The 20,569-nt window shown below is 48.2% G+C and carries 17 protein-coding genes and 1 pseudogene; 5 read left to right on the forward strand and 13 right to left on the reverse strand.

Annotated features, from left to right (window positions below; all coding sequences use genetic code 11):
* The 4 genes and pseudogenes from CRG49_RS00440 to CRG49_RS00455 form a co-directional block, all read right to left on the reverse strand.
* Positions 1-92: pseudogene (locus CRG49_RS00440) on the reverse strand (IS5/IS1182 family transposase); the annotation flags it as partial.
* 157 nt (positions 93-249) lie between these two features.
* Positions 250-1,401, reverse strand: coding sequence for a 2-methylcitrate synthase (gene prpC / locus CRG49_RS00445; protein ID WP_095502794.1), 1,152 nt, complete (start codon positions 1,399-1,401; stop codon positions 250-252).
* A gap of 108 nt (positions 1,402-1,509) precedes the next feature.
* Positions 1,510-2,385 carry a methylisocitrate lyase gene (gene prpB / locus CRG49_RS00450; protein ID WP_095502793.1) on the reverse strand — a complete coding sequence of 292 codons (876 nt, stop codon included), beginning with the start codon at positions 2,383-2,385 and terminating at the stop codon, positions 1,510-1,512.
* An 800-nt stretch (positions 2,386-3,185) separates the two neighbouring features.
* Positions 3,186-4,499, reverse strand: coding sequence for an NCS2 family permease (locus tag CRG49_RS00455; protein ID WP_095502792.1), 1,314 nt, complete (start codon positions 4,497-4,499; stop codon positions 3,186-3,188).
* Between the two features lie 219 nt (positions 4,500-4,718).
* Here CRG49_RS00455 and CRG49_RS00460 point away from each other — a divergent pair, with 219 nt between their 5' ends.
* Positions 4,719-5,651, forward strand: a complete 933-nt coding sequence (locus CRG49_RS00460; RefSeq protein ID WP_095502791.1) for an AEC family transporter — start codon at positions 4,719-4,721, stop codon at positions 5,649-5,651.
* 62 nt (positions 5,652-5,713) lie between these two features.
* Here CRG49_RS00460 and miaB read toward each other — a convergent pair whose 3' ends face one another.
* Positions 5,714-7,045 (reverse strand): tRNA (N6-isopentenyl adenosine(37)-C2)-methylthiotransferase MiaB, encoded by a 1,332-nt coding sequence (gene miaB / locus CRG49_RS00465; RefSeq protein ID WP_095502790.1) that lies wholly within the window; start codon positions 7,043-7,045, stop codon positions 5,714-5,716.
* 190 nt (positions 7,046-7,235) lie between these two features.
* Positions 7,236-7,619 carry a hypothetical protein gene (locus CRG49_RS00470; RefSeq protein ID WP_095502789.1) on the reverse strand — a complete coding sequence of 128 codons (384 nt, stop codon included), beginning with the start codon at positions 7,617-7,619 and terminating at the stop codon, positions 7,236-7,238.
* A gap of 243 nt (positions 7,620-7,862) precedes the next feature.
* Between CRG49_RS00470 and hemL the strand changes: the two genes are divergently transcribed.
* On the forward strand, positions 7,863-9,146 hold the full coding sequence (hemL, locus tag CRG49_RS00475) for a glutamate-1-semialdehyde 2,1-aminomutase (RefSeq protein WP_095502788.1): 1,284 nt from the start codon (positions 7,863-7,865) through the stop codon (positions 9,144-9,146).
* 88 nt (positions 9,147-9,234) lie between these two features.
* On the opposite strand, the gene CRG49_RS00480 is transcribed toward hemL, so the two are convergent.
* From CRG49_RS00480 to aroE, 4 genes are all read right to left on the reverse strand, one after another.
* On the reverse strand, positions 9,235-10,131 hold the full coding sequence (locus CRG49_RS00480) for a DMT family transporter (RefSeq protein ID WP_095502787.1): 897 nt from the start codon (positions 10,129-10,131) through the stop codon (positions 9,235-9,237).
* A 166-nt stretch (positions 10,132-10,297) separates the two neighbouring features.
* Positions 10,298-10,705 carry a heme-binding protein gene (locus CRG49_RS13070; protein WP_157798108.1) on the reverse strand — a complete coding sequence of 136 codons (408 nt, stop codon included), beginning with the start codon at positions 10,703-10,705 and terminating at the stop codon, positions 10,298-10,300.
* 151 nt (positions 10,706-10,856) lie between these two features.
* Positions 10,857-11,558, reverse strand: coding sequence for a monofunctional biosynthetic peptidoglycan transglycosylase (gene mtgA / locus CRG49_RS00490; RefSeq protein WP_095502785.1), 702 nt, complete (start codon positions 11,556-11,558; stop codon positions 10,857-10,859).
* A complete protein-coding gene (aroE, locus tag CRG49_RS00495) occupies positions 11,558-12,370 on the reverse strand; it encodes a shikimate dehydrogenase (protein WP_095502784.1) in 813 nt (270 codons plus the stop codon). The genes mtgA and aroE overlap by 1 nt, the downstream gene beginning before the upstream one ends.
* A gap of 398 nt (positions 12,371-12,768) precedes the next feature.
* Between aroE and glnA the strand changes: the two genes are divergently transcribed.
* From glnA to CRG49_RS00510, 3 genes are all read left to right on the forward strand, one after another.
* Positions 12,769-14,187 (forward strand): type I glutamate--ammonia ligase, encoded by a 1,419-nt coding sequence (gene glnA / locus CRG49_RS00500; RefSeq protein ID WP_095502783.1) that lies wholly within the window; start codon positions 12,769-12,771, stop codon positions 14,185-14,187.
* A gap of 267 nt (positions 14,188-14,454) precedes the next feature.
* Positions 14,455-16,389: a TonB-dependent copper receptor gene (locus CRG49_RS00505; protein ID WP_095502782.1), complete on the forward strand. Its 1,935-nt coding sequence runs from the start codon at positions 14,455-14,457 to the stop codon at positions 16,387-16,389.
* Positions 16,390-16,753: 364 nt separating this feature from the next.
* A complete protein-coding gene (locus CRG49_RS00510; protein WP_157807884.1) occupies positions 16,754-17,218 on the forward strand; it encodes a hypothetical protein in 465 nt (154 codons plus the stop codon).
* Between the two features lie 243 nt (positions 17,219-17,461).
* Here the strand turns inward: CRG49_RS00510 and CRG49_RS00515 are convergent, their stop codons facing one another.
* The 3 genes from CRG49_RS00515 to CRG49_RS13225 form a co-directional block, all read right to left on the reverse strand.
* Positions 17,462-17,668, reverse strand: a complete 207-nt coding sequence (locus CRG49_RS00515) for a CstA-like transporter-associated (seleno)protein (protein ID WP_095502780.1) — start codon at positions 17,666-17,668, stop codon at positions 17,462-17,464.
* Positions 17,652-19,730: a carbon starvation CstA family protein gene (locus CRG49_RS00520; RefSeq protein ID WP_095502779.1), complete on the reverse strand. Its 2,079-nt coding sequence runs from the start codon at positions 19,728-19,730 to the stop codon at positions 17,652-17,654. Before CRG49_RS00520 ends, CRG49_RS00515 begins: the two co-directional genes overlap by 17 nt.
* Positions 19,731-20,408: 678 nt before the next feature.
* Entirely contained in the window at positions 20,409-20,564 is a 156-nt protein-coding gene (locus tag CRG49_RS13225) for a hypothetical protein (RefSeq protein WP_095502778.1), read from the reverse strand.
* Between the last annotated feature and the right edge of the window lie 5 nt (positions 20,565-20,569).

The raw sequence follows: 20,569 nt of genomic DNA on the forward strand, positions 1-20,569 counted from the left end.
GTACGGTCGTTCTTCCATTGATGACAGCCGTGCGCTTTCATGGTTGTTTGTAATTGTTCCCATATGTTGTCAGTTATTGCGGTTCTCGCCATTGTTTGTGTTTGCCTATATTTCGTTGGAATATAGGGTTAAAATAGGGCTCTTTTGGGCTTATTCAAATTAGGGACACGCCCTAATATTCAAGTACGCATCATCGTAAATTTTTCAGACGGCCTGATGCGAAAGCATAAAGGCCGTCTGAAAAGTACATCAGCAGCGTTCGTCCAACGGCACGAACGGAATATCGTCAGGACCGGTGTAATTCGCGCTCGGACGGATAATCTTGCCGTCTTTGCGTTGCTCCAACACGTGTGCCGACCAGCCGGTGGTACGCGAAATCACGAACAACGGGGTGAACATCGCAGTCGGTACGCCCAGTTTTTGGTAAGACACGGCAGAGAACCAGTCCAGATTCGGGAACATTTTCTTCTCTTCCCACATCACGCTTTCCAAGCGCTCGGCAATGTCAAACAAGCGCATATCGCCGGCTTCTTTACTCAAATCGCGTGCCACTTCTTTAATCACCACGTTGCGTGGGTCAGATACGGTGTACACCGGATGGCCGAAACCGATCACGATTTCTTTGCGGCCGATGCGCTCGCGGATATCTGCTTCCGCTTCGTCGGCATTGCGGTAGCGTTTTTGAATGTCGTAAGCCACCTCGTTGGCACCGCCGTGTTTCGGGCCTTTCAAAGCACCGATGGCACCGGTAATGCAAGAGTAGATATCCGAACCGGTACCCGCAATCACACGACTGGTGAAAGTAGATGCGTTAAATTCGTGTTCTGCATACAAAATCAGGGAAATGTGCATGGCTTTAACTTGCGAAGGCGTTGGGCGTTTGCCGTGCAACAAGTGCAGGAAATGACCGCCAATGCTCTCTTCTTCGCTCTCAACGTCAATGCTCTTGCCTTTGTGTGAATATTGATACCAATACAGCAAGATGCTGCCCAAGCTGGCAATCAGTTTGTCGGCGATATCACGCGCTTCACTTTCCGGTTGGCTTTCACGCTCAGGGTGAACGCAGCCCATCATAGACACGCCCGAACGCAAAACGTCCATCGGATGGGTGTGTGCCGGCAAGTTTTCCAGCATTTTACGAACACGAATCGGCAAGCCACGCAAGGTTTGCAATTTGGCTTTATAAGCTGCCAATTCGCTCTTATTCGGCAGATGGCCATGAATCAGTAAGTGCGCCACTTCTTCAAATTCGCAATGCTTGGCTAAATCGAGAATGTCGTAACCACGGTAGCTCAAGTCGTTACCGGTTTTGCCGACGGTACACAGCGCGGTGTTACCGGCTGCTACGCCTGACAGGGCTACGGATTTTTTCGGTTTGAAAGTAGGGGTTTCGGTTGTCATGATGTTTCTCCTATTGATTGCTTTTTTAATATGATTATTTTTCAGACGGCCTTTCCGCTGGGAACAGGCCGTCTGAAAATCCAACAACTTCTATTTCTACGGCTTTATTTATTTTTGAAACAATTGGTCTAATTTCTGCTCGAAATCGTGGTAGCCCAAGTGTTCGTACAATTCCGCGCGGGTCTGCATGGTATCAACCACATTGGCTTGTGTGCCGTCGCGCATAATCGCTTCATACACATTCAATGCTGCTTTGCTGGCTGCGCGGAAGGTTGAGAGCGGATACAGCACCAGCTGCACGCCGTTTTCAGCCAATTCCTGCTGGGTGTAGAGCGGCGTTGAACCGAATTCAGTGATGTTGGCCAATACCGGCACTTTCACCGCATCAACGAATTTTCTGTACATGCCCAATTCGGTCATCGCTTCTGGGAAAATCATATCGGCACCGGCTTCCACACAGGCTTGCGCACGCTCAATCGCCGCATCCAAACCTTCTACCGCCAATGCATCTGTACGCGCCATGATGACGAAGTTTTCATCGACACGCGCATCCACAGCGGCTTTAATGCGGTCAACCATCTCTTCTTTAGACACGATGGCTTTGTTTGGACGGTGGCCACAACGCTTTTGCGCCACTTGGTCTTCAATATGTACCGCCGCCACACCGGCGCGCTCGAAATTGCGGATGGTGCGCGCGATGTTGAATGCACCGCCCCAACCCACATCAATATCTACCAGCAAAGGCGTATCTACATTATCGGTAATGCGGCGTGCATCAATCAGCACGTCTTCCATGGTGGTGATACCCAAATCCGGAATGCCGTTTGAGCAGGCAGCCACGCCGCCGCCGGACAGATAAATCGCTTTAAAGCCGCTGTGGGTGGCCAAACGGGCAAAATAAGCATTGACGCAGCCCACCACCGCCAACGGATTAGATTCTTGAACGGCTTGACGGAAACGCAGGCCAGCTGAAGCTTGGGTCATCTTTTTTCTCCTCTTATCAATCACATCGTCAAATCAAACTTTGATTGACATCACTAAAATCATTTTCAATAAACAGTTAACGTTTACACTTAAACCAGCCGCAACACACACGACCACCGCTTATTGAAAATTATTCGAGCTTTTTACTTTTTGGATGTTAAAAATAAAACAGAAAAATACGGCGAAAGAATAAACCGGTTTAATGCGTGACGGCTTTGACGGGCAACAAACCGAAAGCATCAGCGGAAAAAGAGAATATTTCGTGGAAATGAAGAGATAGCGGCAAAATCGCGCGAGAAGTCATGGTGGGTTCCTTTGTATGATGTAGTTTCATGTAGTTTTTCTTTGATTTAAATCTAAGCCATAATTTTTTGTGTGTCAAATATTTTTTCAATCCACTTGATAACTTTTATCGATTAAAAATAAACAAATTAATCAAAAACAAGCTGATTACAAACTAAAAATACACATAATCTATTGTATTTTATTATTTAAATATGTTTAATTTACATATAATCAAAAGCAACAATTTTTTCACCAAACTCAAAAAATTATCCGTTATTTTTGTCGAGTGATTTTAAATCCACACCTGCTTTCAGTTAAATGCCGTTAATAAATACTTGAAATCAGCAACTATTTTTCAGACGGCCTATTTGACGGATTTTTACTCTAAACTGCATTTTTACTTGAATTATTTTCATGCAAAGCCGATTATTCAGTTATTTATAACAATAAAAACAGGCCGTCTGAAACATATTGTTTTCAGACGGCCTGTTTAAAACATTTTCTAGCAGTGCGAATCAACCGCCCATATACCAGAATTTCAATGCCCACAATACAGCCACAATCCACACCATCGGCGGCACTTCTTTGGCACGGCCGCACAACAATTTAATCACCGCATAGCTGATAAAGCCTGCTGCGATACCGTCAGCAATCGAGTAAGTGAACGGCATGAACACGATGGTTAAGAAAGCCGGAGCAGCTTCGGTGATGTCGTCCCAATCGATTTCGGTGGCACTGCGCAACATCTGCGTGCCGACGTATAACAAAGCCGGCGCGGTGGCAAAAGCCGGTACGCTTTGTGCCAGCGGCGAGAACACCAAACACGCCAACATCAGCAAACCAACCACCACAGCAGTCAAACCCGTGCGGCCACCCGCAGCCACACCCGATGCACTTTCGATATAAGGTGTAGTTGACGACGTACCCAAAGCGGCACCTGCCACAATTGCAGTCGAATCCGCCAGCAAAGCACGTTTCAAGCGCGGCAGTTTGCCATCTACCAACAAGCCCGCACGGTGCGATACACCGACCAAAGTGCCGGTACTGTCGAACAAGTCCACCAAGAAAAACACAAAAATCACGCTGATCATGCTGACGGTGAACAAGCCTTCAAAATCCATTTGCATGAAAGTCGGCGCAATGCTCGGCACACTGCCGACCACGCCTTTGAATTCGCTCAAACCCATCAGGCTGGACAACACGGTAATGCCCAAAATAGTGATGATAATCGCGCCTTTAATGCGGAAATGGCTCAACACGCACACAGCCGCAAAACCACCCAACGCCAGCAATACCGACGGCTGGTGAATATCGCCCATGCCGACCAGCGTGGCCGGATTGTCCACGATCACGCCCGCGCCTTTTAGCGCAATCAAGGCCAAAAACAGGCCGATACCGGACGCAATCGACATTTTCAAGCCCATCGGTAACGCGTTCACCAGCATTTCGCGCACTTTAAACAAGCTGAAGAAGATGAAAATCAAGCCCGACATAAACACCACGCCCAACGCCACCTGCCAAGGCACACCCATGCCCTTCACCACGGCAAAAGTAAAATAAGCATTCAAGCCCATGCCCGGGGCGAGTGCAATCGGATAATTGCCGACAAAGCCCATCACAAAGCAGCCGATGGCCGCAGCGATACAGGTGGCGACGAACACCGCGCCGACATCCATGCCCGCTTCGCCCAAAATCAAGGGATTGACGATGATGATGTAACACATGGTCAGAAAGGTGGTTAAACCCGCCATCACTTCCGTGCGCACATTGGTGCCGTTTTCGCGCAATTTAAAAATGCGCTCGAACATACTGTTATCTGAAGTATTCATGTTTATCTTTAAAAGTTGGGGAAAAATTTGGGCGGTATTATACTGAAATTCCAAGCACTTCGGGCAATTAAATCGATTCAGGCCGTCTGAAAAAGCATTTATTGCAACCATTTCTATTTTCAGACGGCCTTTCATCAATATACAAAAAGGCAACACGATTTGTCGCCCCCATCACAAAGGCGTAAAATCCTCATCCATTCATATCCTATCAATATTCTCATGGAAACTTCCCTGCTGCTCGCCGAAAAAATTGCCCAACTCACGCTGATTGTGCTGATGGGCATTGCCTTAGTGAAATTCAAACTGCTCAAACCGGCCGACAGCTATCCGCTTTCCGTGATTACGCTTTACCTTATCAGCCCGGCGGTAATGATTCACGCTTTCCAAGTCGATTACACACCCGAAATTCTCGATGGCTTGTGGCTTTCGGTGAAGCTCGCTTTGCTGTTTAACTTTTCGCTGATTGTGCTGGGCAAACTGTTTGCCAAAATCTTCAAGCTGGATATTCTGGAACAAGCCGCCGTGATTTACACCAACGCGGGCAATCTGATTATTCCGGTGGTGCTGGCCGTATTCGGCGCGGAATGGCTGATTTACACCGCAGGCTATTTGATTGTGCAAACCGTATTGTTCTGGACACACCTGCGCGTGATGTTTGCCGGACGCAGCCAAATGTCGGTCAAAAAAATCTTTACCAACGTCAATATTTTGTCTATTGCCGTCGGCTTATTCATGTTTGCCTTTCAAATCAAACTGCCCAGCGTGGTGGACAACGCGCTGGCCAATGTCGGCAGCATGATCGGCCCGATTGCCATGATGATTGCCGGCATGCTGATTGCCTCGCTGCCTTTGAAAGAGATCATCGCCTCCAAACGCATCTACCTCGTCACCTTCCTGCGCCTGATTCTGATGCCGCTGGTGCTGCTGATCATCATCAAACTCTTCGGCCTCGCCGAGCAAAACAGCCACAACCAAACCGTGGTACTCATCAGCTTTTTGGCCACCATCAGCTCATCCGCCGCCACAGTCACACAGATGGCGGTGCTGTATCAAAAGAACGCGCAAAAAGCCAGCGCGATTTACGGCATCACCACCCTACTTTGTGTAGTGAGTATGCCGCTGATGATTGCGCTTTATCAGTGGGTGATTTGAATATGAAAAGGCCGTCTGAAAACATAATTTTCAGACGGCCTTTTAGCATTTAAAAACTTCAATTAATTTTTAGACACCGGCACCCCGCGCAACGAGAAGGTATAAGCATCGGTGATTTCCAAATCAACCATTTGATTAATCATCTCCGGCGTGCCGTTGAAAATCACCACGCGGTTGTTGGCGGTGCGTGCTTGCAACTGGTCTGGGTCTTTCTTGGAAATGCCTTCCACCAAGCAGCGTTGTACCGAACCGATCATGCTTTGGTTGATGCGTTTGGTTTCTGCTTCTATCACTTCATTCAAGGCTTCCAAGCGGCGTACTTTTTCGGCGTTCGGTGTGTCGTCCGGCAGGTTGGCGGCCGGTGTACCCGGGCGCGGGCTGTAAATGAACACATAGCTCAAATCGAAGGCAATGTCTTTTACCAGCTTCAAGGTTTGCTCGAATTCACGTTCGGTTTCGCCGGGGAAGCCGACGATAAAGTCGCTGCTCAAACACAAATCAGGGCGGATGGCGCGCAATTTACGGATGATGGATTTGTATTCCAAGGCGGTGTAGCCGCGTTTCATGGCGCTCAACACGCGGTCGGAACCGCTTTGAATCGGCAGGTGCAAATGCGACACCAGCTTCGGCAAATCGCGGTAGCACTCGATAATCGAATCGGAAAACTCGCGCGGGTGGCTGGTGGTGAAACGCATGCGCTCAATGCCCGGAATTTCATGCACAATGCGCAACAATGTAGCAAAGTCGCAAATTTCGCCGTCGTCCATTTCGCCGCGGTAGGCGTTCACATTTTGGCCTAACAGGTTGATTTCTTTCACGCCTTGTTGCGCTAAGCCGGCAATTTCGGTCAACACGTCATTCAACGGGCGTGAAAATTCTTCGCCGCGGGTATAAGGCACCACGCAGAAGCTGCAATATTTGGAACAGCCTTCCATGATGGAAATAAACGCGCTGCCGCCTTCCACACGCGCCGGCGGCAGGTGGTCGAATTTTTCGATTTCGGGGAAAGAAATGTCGACTTGCGAATGGCCGGACGTTTCTTTGTCCACAATCATTTTCGGCAAACGGTGCAAGGTTTGCGGGCCAAACACTACATCGACATAAGGTGCGCGCTTGATGATTTCTTCGCCCTCTTGAGAAGCCACGCAGCCGGCCACACCGATAATCAGGTCGGGATTTTTTTCTTTGAGCGGGCGAACGCGTCCCAAATCGGAGAATACTTTTTCCTGCGCTTTTTCGCGCACAGAGCAAGTGTTGAACAAAATAATATCGGCTTGATCGGCTTGCGAAACTTGCTCAATGCCGCCGTGTTCTTCCGCCAAAACGGCCAGCATTTTTTCGCTGTCGTATTCGTTCATTTGACAACCGAACGTGCGGATAAAGACTTTTTTCATGGTTTGTGCTTTCTCAGGTAGCCCGTAATCGCGGGGCTGATTTATAAAACTTTCAGACGGCCTTTGAAGATTGCAAAGGCCGTCTGAAAGTGCGGTTCTCTCAATTTGATATATTTAATCAACACGGTTGGGCTGTTGATATAAAAGCCGCCGTGCTTGGAATTTAATGGGTTTTAAGACGGCCTGAAACTTACTGCGCCTGATTTTGGACGCGCTCGGCAAAGTTTTGCACTTCGCCTTCGGTCAGCACCCAAATTTCACGAATCACACCCGCGCCGTCTTGTTTGACGGCCAAGGGTTTGCCGACTTGCGCATTCAGACGGCCTAATACGATAAAGCGGTCGTTTTCATCGCGGATGCGCACGAATCGGGATAATTGGAAGCGGCCGGCATTGCCGTCGACCAAGCCCAAGGTGAGCAGTTTCGTCCACGAAAAGCCGCCGCTGCTCAATTTCACATACGGCAATTCAACTTGTTTCAACACCGCCACACTCATATCGGTAGGCACATCGCGCTGCGCCCAAGTCAGCGACGAACAAAGCAAAAGGCAGGCTGCCAGTAATCCGCGTAACATGATTTTTTTCTAAGTATTGGTTAAGGTGCGAGATTATAGCACAGCCCAATAAAAAATGAATAGAGTGATTGTTTTTAAAGAATAATTTTCATATTCATCTGCATAGATTTGAAAACAGGCTGCGCATTTCGCTGCTTGAATCATGCCGTCTGAAACCGCTTAGCCGCAAATCAATGTTAGAATGGCACTTTATTTTTCAGACGGCCTCACCCTTTCAGACGGCCTTTTTTAAAGGACACCAGCATGAACCGTAACGAAACCTTGTTCAACCGCGCCAAAGCCATCATTCCCGGCGGCGTGAATTCACCGGTGCGCGCGTTCGGCAGCGTCGGCGGCGTGCCGCGCTTCATCAAAAAAGCCGAAGGCGCGTATGTTTGGGATGAAAGCGACACCCGCTACATCGATTACGTCGGCTCATGGGGGCCTGCAATTGTCGGCCACGCCCACCCTGAAGTGCTGGAAGCCGTGCGCGAAGCGGCTGTGGGCGGTTTGTCGTTCGGCGCACCGACCGAAGGCGAAATCGTCATCGCCGAAGAAATCGCCAAGCTGGTGCCGAGCGTCGAACAAGTGCGCTTGGTCAGCTCCGGCACCGAAGCCACCATGACCGCCATCCGCTTGGCACGCGGCTACACCGGCCGCGACAAAATCATCAAATTCGAAGGCTGCTACCACGGCCATTCCGACAGCTTGTTGGTGAAAGCCGGCAGCGGCCTGCTCACTTTTGGCAACCCGAGTTCAGCGGGTGTACCGGCCGATTTCACCAAACACACTTTGGTGCTGGAATACAACAACGTCGCCCAGCTCGAAGAAGCCTTCGCCCAATCCGGCAACGACATCGCCTGCGTGATTTTGGAGCCGTTTGTCGGCAATATGAATTTGGTGCGGCCGTCTGAAAACTTTGTCAAAGCCCTGCGCGAACTGACCGCCAAACACGGCGCGGTATTGATTTACGACGAAGTGATGACCGGTTTCCGCGTGGCGCTCGGCGGCGCGCAATCGCTGCACGGCGTCAAACCCGACCTGACCACCATGGGCAAAGTCATCGGCGGCGGCATGCCGTTGGCGGCGTTCGGCGGCAAACGCGAAATCATGGAATGCATTTCCCCGCTCGGCTGCGTGTATCAAGCCGGCACCCTTTCCGGCAACCCGCTGGCCGTGGCCGCCGGTTTGAAAACCTTGGAAATCATCCAGCGCGACGGTTTTTATGAAAACCTGACCGCCCGCACCGAGCAACTGGTACAAGGTTTCACCGCCGCCGCCAAAGACAACGGTGTTCAGTTTACCGCCGACAGCGTGGGCGGCATGTTCGGCCTGTATTTCGCCGACCTCACGCCGCAAAACTACGGTGACATGGCACGCAGCAACATCGATGCGTTCAAACATTTCTTCCACGGTATGCTGGAACGCAACGTTGCCTTCGGCCCATCCGCCTACGAAGCCGGTTTCGTTTCCGCCGCGCACACACCTGAACTGATTGACGAAACCATCGCCACCGCGCGTGAAGTGTTTCAGAATATGGCGAAATAAGGTTTAATTTAGATTGAATGAAAAGATAAAGGCCGTCTGAAATTTCAGACGGCCTTTTATCATATAAAGATGAGCTTGCTGGTTTCACTTATCCCAGCGCCTGTTCCATTTTTTCTTTCTTCCCCACCGCATTCAACACCGCCACCGCAATAATCAAAAACACGCCCACCGATTGCAACACGCCCAATTGTTCGCCCAGCAAAAATACCGCCAACATCACCGCAGTAAACGGTTCAAACACGGTGAACACAGCGGCTTTGGCGGCAGGCATTTTTTCCAAACCTTTGACAAATAAACCAAAGGCGATAATCGTGCCGACCAAAGACAAGGCAAACGCAGTCAGCCATACCGAAACATCCAACGCAACCAATTGAGCCAAAGTTTGATGCGTAGCAGGCAGACACAGCAAAGCCAGCGCGGAAATACTCACCGAGGTAAACAGCAACATCATCGGCGGCGCGCCCGTCATGACTTTTTTGCCCAACACGCCATAAAGCGCGTAGCAAATCCCCGAGCCCAGCCCAATCATAATCCCGAGCGCATCAAAATTCATGCCGCCTGCCATGGTCAAGCCCACACCCAATGCGGCCACCACCGTAAGCATGGCCGCTTTGCGCGTAATCGGTTCGCCCAACAGCATGCAGCTGAAAATCAAGCTCCACACCGGCGCGGTATAGAGCAGCGCCACCGCCAGCGACGAGCCGACTTTGGCCACCGCCGCAAAATACAGCAAACTCATACCCAACACACCAATCAGCGATTGCGCCGTCAGTATCGGCAGACGCTTGATGTCCAAGCCACGCAAAAAGCGCATGAAATACGGCAGCAACAGCAACAAAATCGCCGCCGCAATCACAATGCGCAAAGTCGCCACCTGCACACCGTCAAAACCGGCACGGTTGAGTAAAGTGCCCAAAAAACCGAGCGAGCCCCAACACACCGCCGCTACGGTAATCTGAATCATGCCTACAGTCTGCTTCTCCATTTTTTCCTCTGTGATTATTACTGTATTTTTCCGTTATCATACAAATAAAGCCGCTTGATTTGAATAGAGATTGTACGTTTTATTTTTAAAGGTCTCGAGCCATAAACAAGGCCGTCTGAAATTCAGACGGCCTTGTTTGATTGTTTTATTTTGAGACACCAATCAATTATCCGGCAAATGCAGCGGCAATCATTTCGGCGGTACGGTTGTCGCTTTCACCATCAGCACCACTCACCCCCACGGCACCGACCATGTGGCCGTGGTGCAGCAAGGGCACGCCGCCTTGTTGGGCGGTGAGCTTATCAGTTTTCACCAGACTTGATGTCATCTGGCTGTTGAAGTTGGCCAACTGCGTGGATGGTGCTTTCAGATAAACAGCGGTTTGGGCTTTATTGATGGCGGTATCGATGGTAATTAAAGCCGCTTCGTCCATGCGGGCAAAGGCCAATAAATGACCGCCGGCATCGACGATGGCGATTCGAAGGTGTTTGTGTTCGGCGTATTCCATGCCGAACTGAATCAGTTTGTGCGCGGTTGCTAGGTTGATGTGGGCGCTGTGTGTGATTTTTTCCATAAGCTTTTGAGTCAATGAATCGTCGGTCAACAGGTCAAACGTAATGAAACCATTACGCTTATCATTTTTATTTTTGTGACTATATGATAAAACCAAGGCCGTCTGAAAAATAGTGTTCAGACGGCCTTTTTCATTAATAAGTGATTTGTCATTATTCGGTGTCGCTGACCGGTAATTCTGCCGAACCCATACGCCGAAAAATGATGTTGGTTTTACCGCGTAGGCGTTTGCTTTTCGGATTATCCGCATAAAACAACGGCGCAGGCACACGGGCGGCGAGCTTGGCGGCTTGCTGTTTGGTCAACTCGGCGGCCGGTTTTTTATAGAAAAACTGCGACGCGGCTTCGGCACCGAACACGCCGTAATGCCATTCGATGGTATTGAGATACAGCTCGAAAATGCGGTCTTTGTCGGTGACGGCCTCCATCATCGCAGTAATGGCGGCTTCTTCGGCTTTGCGAATGTAGCTGCGGCTGTCGTTGAGAAACAGGTTTTTCGCCAATTGCTGGCTGATGGTCGAACCACCGGCTTTCACTTCACCACTTTTCTGGTTGCGCTTGATGGCGTTTTGAATGCCGCTCCAGTCAAAGCCGTCATGCGCGGCGAATTTGGCGTCTTCCGAAGCAATCAACGCTTTTTTCAAGTTAGTGGAAATGCGTTCATACGGCACCCAGCGGTAATCCAGCCTTTCGCTGCGCCCTTCTTGCTGAAACTGGCTCATGCGCATGCTCATGAATGCAGTTTGGTGCGGTGCAACGGCGCGGTAGGTGATGATGTTGCCATACACATAGGCGTTGAACAAAATAAAGCCCGCCACCGGCAGCGCAATCAGCCATTTGAGAATGCGCAACATCACAGGTCTTTCATGTATTCAAACACAGGTTTGATGTCCGGCTCGAAACCGCGCCACAATTGGTAAGAAAACGCGGCCTGCCCGACCAGCATACCCAAGCCGTCGGCCGTTTTTTGCGCGCCCGATTCGGCGGCAAATTTTAAAAACGGCTCGGAATCTTTACCGTAAACCATGTCATAAGCCAAGGCACACGCACCGAACACAGCCGGTGCAATGTCGGGCAATTCGCCGCTTAAGCCGCCGGATGTGCCGTTGATGATGATATCGAAATGGTTTTCAGGTAATTCATTCATGGCAATCGCGCGAATGCCAAAACGCTCGGCCACTTCTTCGGCTTTGGCATGAGTGCGGTTGGTGATGACGATTTCAGCAGGCTGACGGCCTTGCAACACGGGAATCACACCACGCACCGCACCGCCTGCACCAATCAGCAACACGCGCTTGCCCGTCACCGGCACGCCTTGCGCCTGAATGATGTCATTCACCATACCCACGCCGTCGCTGTTGTCGCCGCGGAATTTGCCGTTGCCCAAGGGAATAATGGTGTTCACCGCACCGGCAGCCAACGCGCGCTCGGAATGTTCGTCAACAAAATTGAAGGCATCCAATTTAAATGGCACAGTCACATTCGCGCCCTGCCCGCCTTCGGCAAAAAACGCAGCAGCGGCTTCGGCAAATCCGCCAATTTCGGCGTAAATGCGGTCGTAATCAATGGCAACGTTTTCCTGCTTGGCAAATTCTTGATGGATTTGCGGCGATTTGCTGTGTTGCACAGGATTGCCGAATACGGCGTAACGCGGTTTGCTGCTCATGGCTGGTTTCCTTCACTCATCAGGCAAAAGCGTTATTATAACGGGATTTCGTCAGGATTAAAGCGGATGTTGCGTTAAATACCGCAAGTTGCTGTATTGCGCCGTTGAAGCAGTAAATTGTTGACAATCAGGCCATCTGAAATTATATTTCATGTATCGGTTTGAATCGATTAAAACACAGCGCAATCACTATATTTACCGCTGTTTTTCAGACGGCCTCAAGCCTTCACGCGCTATTTTTTAACGGCTACTGACAAGCCCTGAAACGTGATAAAATAGCCCAGCCGATTTTTACTGCCCGCCCATCCAGTTTATCCAAATAAATAGGCAACCAAATGCAGCATTTTAGGTCGCATGTTTATTTGGATTGACTGATTTCCCTATTTAGGAGCTTGAACATGTCTATTAAAGACGTTGTAAAACTGATTGAAGAAAGCGAAGCGCGCTTCGTTGATTTGCGTTTTACCGATACCAAAGGTAAACAACACCACTTTACCATTCCATCACGCATCGTATTGGAAGACCCTGACGATTGGTTTGAAAACGGCCAAGCCTTCGATGGCTCTTCTATGGGCGGCTGGAAAGGCGTTCAAGCTTCCGACATGCAGTTGCGCCCCGATGCGTCCACTGCCTTTATCGATCCGTTTTACGATGACACCACCGTCGTGATTACCTGCGACGTGATCGACCCTGCCGACGGCCAAGGCTACGACCGCGACCCGCGTTCCATCGCCAAACGCGCCGAAGCCTACTTGAAATCTTCCGGCATTGGCGACACCGCTTTCTTCGGCCCCGAGCCTGAATTTTTTGTGTTTGACGGCGTAGCATTTGAAACCGCCATGCACAAAACTCGCTATGAAATCACTTCTGAAAGCGGCGCCTGGTCAAGCGGCGCGCATCTTGACGGCCAAAACACCGGCCACCGCCCAATGGTTAAAGGCGGCTACGCGCCTGTGGCACCGGTTGACCAAGGCCAAGACTTGCGCTCGGCCATGGTGAATATTTTGGAAGAAATCGGCATCGAAGTCGAAGTGCATCACGGCGAAGTGGGCACCGGCTCGCAAATGGAACTGGGTACCAAATTCGGCACCTTAGTCCGCCGCGCCGACCAAACCCAAGACATGAAATACGTGATTTGGAACGTGGCACACAACTTCGGTAAAACCGCCACCTTCATGCCAAAACCCATTATGGGCGACAACGGCTCAGGCATGCACGTGCACCAATCGATTTGGAAAGACGGCCAAAACTTGTTTGCCGGCGACGGCTACGCAGGTTTGAGCGATACCGCGCTCTACTACATCGGCGGCATCATCAAACACGCCAAAGCCTTGAACGCGATTTGTAACCCGTCAACCAACTCGTACAAACGCTTAGTGCCACACTTTGAAGCACCGGTAAAACTGGCTTACTCAGCGAAAAACCGTTCGGCCTCTATCCGCATTCCATCGGTAAACAGCGTAAAAGCCCGCCGCATCGAAGCGCGTTTCCCTGACCCAATGGCCAACCCTTACTTGTGTTTCGCCGCCTTGCTGATGGCCGGTTTGGACGGTATCCAAAACAAAATCCACCCGGGCGATCCGGCCACCAAAAACCTCTACGACTTGCCACCGGAAGAAGACGCTTTGGTACCAACCGTGTGCGCCTCTTTAGACGAAGCCTTAGCTGCGTTGAAAGAAGACCACGAATTCCTGACCCGCGGCGGCGTGTTCAGCAAAGACTGGATCGAAAGCTACATCGCCTTCAAAGAAGAAGATGTCCGCCGCGTACGCATGGCGCCGCATCCGCTGGAATTTGAAATGTATTACAGCCTGTAATTACATCAATCTTTGATTGAATTAAGGCCGTCTGAAACGTTGTATTATCGGAACGTTTCAGACGGCTTTTTATTTTTTCAAAATAGTCTCTAAGCAAAATGGTTAAATATTAACATTAAAATATTCATGTTAATTGACTTTAATCAATTAACATGAATTCATCTAGCATTAGAATTTGCGCAGTTATGTTATAATAAATTAGGAGCTTATCAGGTTTTTTGATGATTTTGCTTCCTAAGCCCCTATTCATTTATCCGAAAGCATAAAATGAAACCTTCTCCTTTTCTAAGTTTACTACCATTAAGTTTCTCTATCAGTACCACTTGGGGTAGTACCGAATTACCACCTCTCCACCAAGAACTAGAACCAGTTGTTGTGACTGCTGCACCACAAAACCGTGCAAATATTGTGCAGTTTAATACCAAAAGAGCCGTCCAGCCCTTACCCGCAAACGATGGAGCAGGATTATTACTGTCTGTCCCTAATATGAATGTCATTCGAAAAGGCGGTACATCTGGTGACCCTTTATTTCGTGGTTTAGGCGGTTCACGTTTAGCCATTCAAGCCGATGATCAATTCATCTATGGCGGTTGCGGAGGCCGTATGGATCCGCCTACTGCCTATATTTTTCCCAATTCCTATGATCAGGTTGTTATTACCAAGGGGCCACAGACCGTCACCCAAGGTACCGGATTAGTAGCAGGTTCAGCACGCTTTGTACGCAAAGAACCAAAATTTCATGAAAAAAATATACATTTTAATACAGCCTATACCATCGGTAGTTTTGGTAGGCACGATGCGATGGTGGATGGGACTGTAGGAAATGAACTAGGCTATGCGCGTCTAAATGCTACTTACAACACCTCAGACGATTACCAAGATGGGGACAACAATAAAGCCCATTCTAATTTTGAACGCAACAGCCAAATGCTACAATTAGGTCTAACCCCTTCACCAGATACCTTATTGGCAGCAACTTATGAGCGCAGTCGGGCAAAAGCAGCCTATTCAGACCGAATGATGGATGGTAGCAAATTTGACCGTGACGCTTGGAATGTCCGCGGCGTACAACACAATATTAATGATTGGTTTGCGGAAGCAGAATTCCGTTATGGCCAAAGTACTATTGATCATGTTATGGACAATTACAGCATGCGGCCTGTTCGCCCAGGAATGGCACGTGCAAATAACCCCAAACGTGAAACCGATACTGCTCAGTTAAAAACCACATTTGATTTTAACAATATTGAATTACAAACAGGCATAGATTATATGCGTGATAAACATTCATCGCGTAGTGGTACAGATTATGCAAGCAAACCGTATACGCCCAATCAAAATTTCACACATTGGGGAGGTTTTGCTGAAGCCAACTGGGCATATACTGACCATCAAAACTGGATCGCCGGTTATCGGCATGACGAAATTAAAGCCATTTATGATGCATACCCGCTCAATGATACTGCCAGAACCCAAAAATATAATTTAAATTCAGGATTTTTACGCTATGAACATCAGGCAGGAAATACCAAATACTATTTAGGCTTAGGAACAGCGGAACGTGCTCCGGATTATTGGGAACGTAACCGTAGTGAAGATTTATTACCAGAGCGTAACAACCAAATAGATACCGGGGTAATTTGGCAAAATGACAAATGGCGTGCCTCTGTATCACTATTTGGCAGTCGTATTAATAATTTTATTCTTGTTGATAATTCGGTTGGTGCACGTAATATTAGAGCTGAACGGTTTGGCGGTGAAGCTGAGTTCAATTATCGCTTTGCACCAAATTGGACAATAGGCAGCAGCCTTGCCTATACTTATGGAAAAAACCGTACCGATAATATCCCTCTAGCTCAAACACCTCCACTAGACTGGAAAACCTCACTTAACTGGGATAATGGTAAATTTAATGCCGGGGCACTATGGCGCGTAGTCAATAAACAAAAGCGTTTTGCCAAAGGGCAAGGTAATATTATTGGACAAGATATCGGCGCTTCTGCAGGCTTTGGTGTTTTGTCACTCAATGCAGGCTGGAAAATCAATAAAAATGCCATTCTTCAAGCCGGAGTGGATAACGTGTTTAATAAAACCTATGCTGAATTCGTCAACAAGGCCGGAAATGCCTCAGCTGGGGTTCAAACAACCCGTGTTAATGAGCCTGGACGACAATTCTGGCTGCGGGGGCAGATGCAGTTTTAAGCGCTTCGATAACATCAGCTTTCGAGTATCACGTAACGAATCAATCTAATAATTGACTTAAAGCCATCTGAAATACTTATCTAATTTTTCAGATGGCTTCTTCTTTTACAATATGATCCGCATAAATTAACACGTCTCATCCATTGTGGCGTACAATGCCGTACACTCTTATATGTATTCAAATCATCATGAACTTATCTCGTCATTTTTTAATCAGTACCTTGCTGCTGGCTGTGTATTGGGCATTAGTTTTACATGTTGCGGTTTTTGCGCCTTTGGATTTGGCTAATTTCTTATTCAGCGAATCGGGTACATTTGAAATCTTCAGCCCTTATTTATGGTTTTTATTGGCGATTGTGTGCTTATGCGCCCGTTTTACCGTTTTGACCGCTTGGCTACTGCGGCCACAGCGGTATTATTTGGCTTGCGTGAAATGGATTTACACAAATCTTTATTCAGCATGAGCTTTTTAAAAAGCAATTTCTACCGCAGCGACATGATTCCTTTATCCGATAAGCTGCTCGGTGCTGCAATTTGCTTATTTTTATTATTACTGGCATTTTATTTGGGCAAAACCTTCCTCAAGCAGCTGCGCCAATCATCTCGCCCGTGGCCGGTAGCATATGGTTACACGATTCTCGCTTTTGTGTTGCTGGTGGCCAGCAAGTTTATCGACCGCTTGAATGCACAATTAAATAAATTATTTGATATCACGCTTTCTGAGCGTTCGGCGGTGATTATTCAATCATTGGAAGAATCTACTGAAATGGCGTTACCGGTTTTATTGTGTATTGCTATTTTTCTGTATCAACCTAAATCTAAATCATAAAGCATGAGTCTTTAAAGGCCGTCTGAAAATTTTTTTCAGACGGCCTTTATTTAATGAATCAAAAACTACAACTGCTGCCAATCTCAAATTTGAGTATCAATCGAAGCCAATATCGTACAAAAGCGAAACATCACACTTACAGCACTAAGCCATTGAAAGGCCATTGAAAGATAGCGCCCCTGTTTATCCCTTACATCACAAGAAAAAGCCCTGCATGTCACCATACAGGGCTTTTTTCATCTTTCAACAGCAGCCGCCACCGCTTTTGATTCGGCAATACTCGATAAACTGCGCCCGAGTCATCACCGGCGTATTCGGATTATATTTGCGTTGCTGGGCAACGTAACGATCGTAATCCGGAATACCGGCCATATAATTGGCAGCGACACAAAAGCTCTTATGCGCTTTTTTCAGACGGCCTATTAAAGGATGATTAAGCAATTTTCTCATTGGTTTGAACCTCGTCACGGTAAACGGCAGGGACTTCTTTCGCAGTCGGCCAAGCCACTTTACGCGCTTTCATGGCAGTCATCAAGCCGTAGATGGCGATGAAAATCACAACCAGCATAAATGCTGCGCACAAACCTGAGTTGACATAGTCGTTGAAGACAATCTGCCCCATTTGCGCCACGTCTTTGGCCGGAGCCAACACTTCGCCACGCGCAGCCGCTTCACGGTATTGTGCAGCGTGTGCCAAGAAGCTGACACGTGGGTCGGAATCAAACAGTTTCTGCATGGAAGCCACGGCAGTCACAATCAATAAGCCCATGGCCGGTACCAACGGCACCCATACATAACGTTCTTTTTTCATTTTTACCAACACAACCGCTACCATAATCAGCGCCATACCGGCCAGCATTTGGTTACCGATACCGAATAAAGGCCACAGCGAATTGATGCCGCCCAATGGATCAGTCACACCGGTATACAGGAAGTAGCCCCATGCGCCAACGGTCAGGAAAGTGGCCACCAAATTCGAGAACATGCCCTGACCGGTGCCCAAAGGTTTCACAAAAATACCCAGCAAATCTTGCACCATAAAGCGTGAAGTACGGGTACCTGCGTCCACCGCAGTCAAAATAAACATGGCTTCAAACAACAGCGCAAAGTGATACCAGAAGGCCATCATTGCTTCGCCCGGAATCAATTGGCTCATGATGTGTGCCATACCGACAGCTAAAGTCGGTGCACCACCGGCGCGGGACAGAATCGAATTCTCACCCACTTCACGCGCAGTATTGGCCAAAGTCGCCGCATCCACTGGAATTTGCAGATGAGTAGTGATGGCATGCGCCGCCGTTGCAGGGTCAGTACCAATCAAAGCCGCAGGGCTGTTCATGGCGAAGTACACGCCTGGTTCCAACACGCAAGCCGCAGCCAGAGCCATAATGGCCACGAAACTTTCCATCAACATACCGCCATAACCGATGGCGCGAACGTGGGTTTCGTTTTCAATCATTTTAGGGGTGGTACCGGAAGAAATCAGCGCATGGAAACCGGATACCGCACCGCAAGCAATGGTAATGAATAAGAACGGGAACAGCTTACCGGAGAACACCGGACCGGTACCGTCGATAAAGTGGGTCACAGCCGGCATTTTCAGCACCGGACCAACCACAATAATACCGATGGCCAATGCAATGATGGTACCGATTTTCAGGAAAGTCGCCAGATAATCGCGCGGTGTCATCAAGAACCACACCGGCAGCAGCGAAGAAATACCGCCATACAGCATAATGCCGAAGGCCAATTGCACGCCATTCAAGTCAAACCAAGGGCCAATCGCACTTTCGGCCACATGATTACCGAAGATTACGGCGCTCATCATGGCGATAAAGCCGACAATCGCGATTTCACCCAAATGACCCGGGCGGATAAAGCGAGCGTAGAAACCCATAAACAGCGCAATCGGCACAGTCACAGCAATGGTAAACGTACCCCAAGGGCTATGGGTCAGCGCTTTTACCACAATCAAGGCCAATACCGATGTGATGATGATCATAATCATCAGAATACCGATAGACGCAATCACGCCGGCAGTCGTGCCCAATTCTTGTTTGATGATGTCGCCCAAGGATTTACCGTCGCGGCGCATAGACACAAACAACACCATCATATCCTGCACAGCACCGGCCAATACCACACCAAAAATAATCCACAGCGTGCCCGGCAGATAACCCATTTGCGATGCCAACACCGGCCCTACCAACGGACCTGCACCCGCAATTGCAGCAAAGTGATGGCCGAACAATACTTTTTTATCGGTCGGCACATAATCGACACCGTTGTTGTTGCGTTCCGCCGGCGTCATACGGCGATGGTCGAGCTGCAGAATATTTTTACAGATATAAAGGCTGTAAAAACGATAGGCAATACAATATACCGATACCGCAGCCACCACCAGCCAAATAGCACTGACGTGTTCGCCGCGACTGAGTGCTAAAGTGGCGAAAGCAAATACCCCTGCCAACACCACCAAGCCCCATATCAGAAACGATTTCAACGCTTTCATGACATGTCCTTTTCAAATATTAAGAGATAAACAAGCATATATAAATAAATTTTATTCAAAAACTTAAAATATTTACTATATAAAACATAATATTATTTAATAAATATTTTATTTTGACAAATACTAACATATTTATATAACTACATAAGATTACATAGAAAGAAACATGTTTTAAATCAAACTTCGTTGAAATATTCACTTAATCGGTAACCTATCCTTACAAAACAATTCCGCCCGGATAGCGTCAGCGCCAGCCATTTTGCTGCCGTCATCTCTGTTATAATCATGCCCATTTGCACCCGCTTAACACCTTGACATGACCACAAACATCCTACCCACTCGCCGCCTTTCCGTCGCGCCCATGCTCGATAAGATATACATTTAAATTTTATATATATTTATCAATAACTTACAAATAACAAAAAATAAATGGTGCAAAAATGGTGAATCAAGTTTAGTCTTGACATCACTATCTTTCAACAGTATTATCAGTACCAAGTGGCAGCCACTTTAAACCTGTGTGTTGAAACTATGATTCTATTTATTAATAGATTGAACAAAGCCGTCTGAAACCCAGACGGCTTTTATGACAATACTCAGGATTAATCTGAGGGTGATTCAACTACCTTCAGGTGGATAAAACCGTACACCTTAAAGGTGTACGGTTTTCTTTAAGGTTCAACCCTTCTCATAATAGGCCAACATAGTTTGGTAATTCTTCAACTCCAACTCAGCTTGTTCAAACGCCTTTAAATCGGCATCTTCACTAGCCTGTCGGGATTTTTCAGACCACTCTTTAATCATACGCTGGCAAAACTCTACACCCCTATCCATTTCTA

Origin of the sequence: Neisseria sp. N95_16 (genome assembly GCF_002551535.2) — a bacterium.
Lineage (GTDB): Bacteria > Pseudomonadota > Gammaproteobacteria > Burkholderiales > Neisseriaceae > Neisseria > Neisseria brasiliensis.

What these genes read in the sequence shown, in the direction of transcription:
- CRG49_RS00480 (WP_095502787.1), bottom strand. Translation starts at nt 10,131, where the DNA reads ATGGAGAAGCAGACTGTAGGCATGATTCAGATTACCGTAGCGGCGGTG.
- CRG49_RS00520 (WP_095502779.1), bottom strand. Translation starts at nt 19,730, where the DNA reads ATGAAAGCGTTGAAATCGTTTCTGATATGGGGCTTGGTGGTGTTGGCA.
- aroE (WP_095502784.1), bottom strand. Translation starts at nt 12,370, where the DNA reads ATGAGCAGCAAACCGCGTTACGCCGTATTCGGCAATCCTGTGCAACAC.
- prpB (WP_095502793.1), bottom strand. Translation starts at nt 2,385, where the DNA reads ATGACCCAAGCTTCAGCTGGCCTGCGTTTCCGTCAAGCCGTTCAAGAA.
- CRG49_RS00455 (WP_095502792.1), bottom strand. Translation starts at nt 4,499, where the DNA reads ATGAATACTTCAGATAACAGTATGTTCGAGCGCATTTTTAAATTGCGC.
- prpC (WP_095502794.1), bottom strand. Translation starts at nt 1,401, where the DNA reads ATGACAACCGAAACCCCTACTTTCAAACCGAAAAAATCCGTAGCCCTG.
- miaB (WP_095502790.1), bottom strand. Translation starts at nt 7,045, where the DNA reads ATGAAAAAAGTCTTTATCCGCACGTTCGGTTGTCAAATGAACGAATAC.
- CRG49_RS00470 (WP_095502789.1), bottom strand. Translation starts at nt 7,619, where the DNA reads ATGTTACGCGGATTACTGGCAGCCTGCCTTTTGCTTTGTTCGTCGCTG.
- CRG49_RS13070 (WP_157798108.1), bottom strand. Translation starts at nt 10,705, where the DNA reads ATGGAAAAAATCACACACAGCGCCCACATCAACCTAGCAACCGCGCAC.
- CRG49_RS13225 (WP_095502778.1), bottom strand. Translation starts at nt 20,564, where the DNA reads ATGGATAGGGGTGTAGAGTTTTGCCAGCGTATGATTAAAGAGTGGTCT.
- hemL (WP_095502788.1), top strand. Translation starts at nt 7,863, where the DNA reads ATGAACCGTAACGAAACCTTGTTCAACCGCGCCAAAGCCATCATTCCC.
- CRG49_RS00460 (WP_095502791.1), top strand. Translation starts at nt 4,719, where the DNA reads ATGGAAACTTCCCTGCTGCTCGCCGAAAAAATTGCCCAACTCACGCTG.
- CRG49_RS00515 (WP_095502780.1), bottom strand. Translation starts at nt 17,668, where the DNA reads ATGAGAAAATTGCTTAATCATCCTTTAATAGGCCGTCTGAAAAAAGCG.
- CRG49_RS00505 (WP_095502782.1), top strand. Translation starts at nt 14,455, where the DNA reads ATGAAACCTTCTCCTTTTCTAAGTTTACTACCATTAAGTTTCTCTATC.
- CRG49_RS00510 (WP_157807884.1), top strand. Translation starts at nt 16,754, where the DNA reads ATGCGCCCGTTTTACCGTTTTGACCGCTTGGCTACTGCGGCCACAGCG.
- mtgA (WP_095502785.1), bottom strand. Translation starts at nt 11,558, where the DNA reads ATGTTGCGCATTCTCAAATGGCTGATTGCGCTGCCGGTGGCGGGCTTT.
- glnA (WP_095502783.1), top strand. Translation starts at nt 12,769, where the DNA reads ATGTCTATTAAAGACGTTGTAAAACTGATTGAAGAAAGCGAAGCGCGC.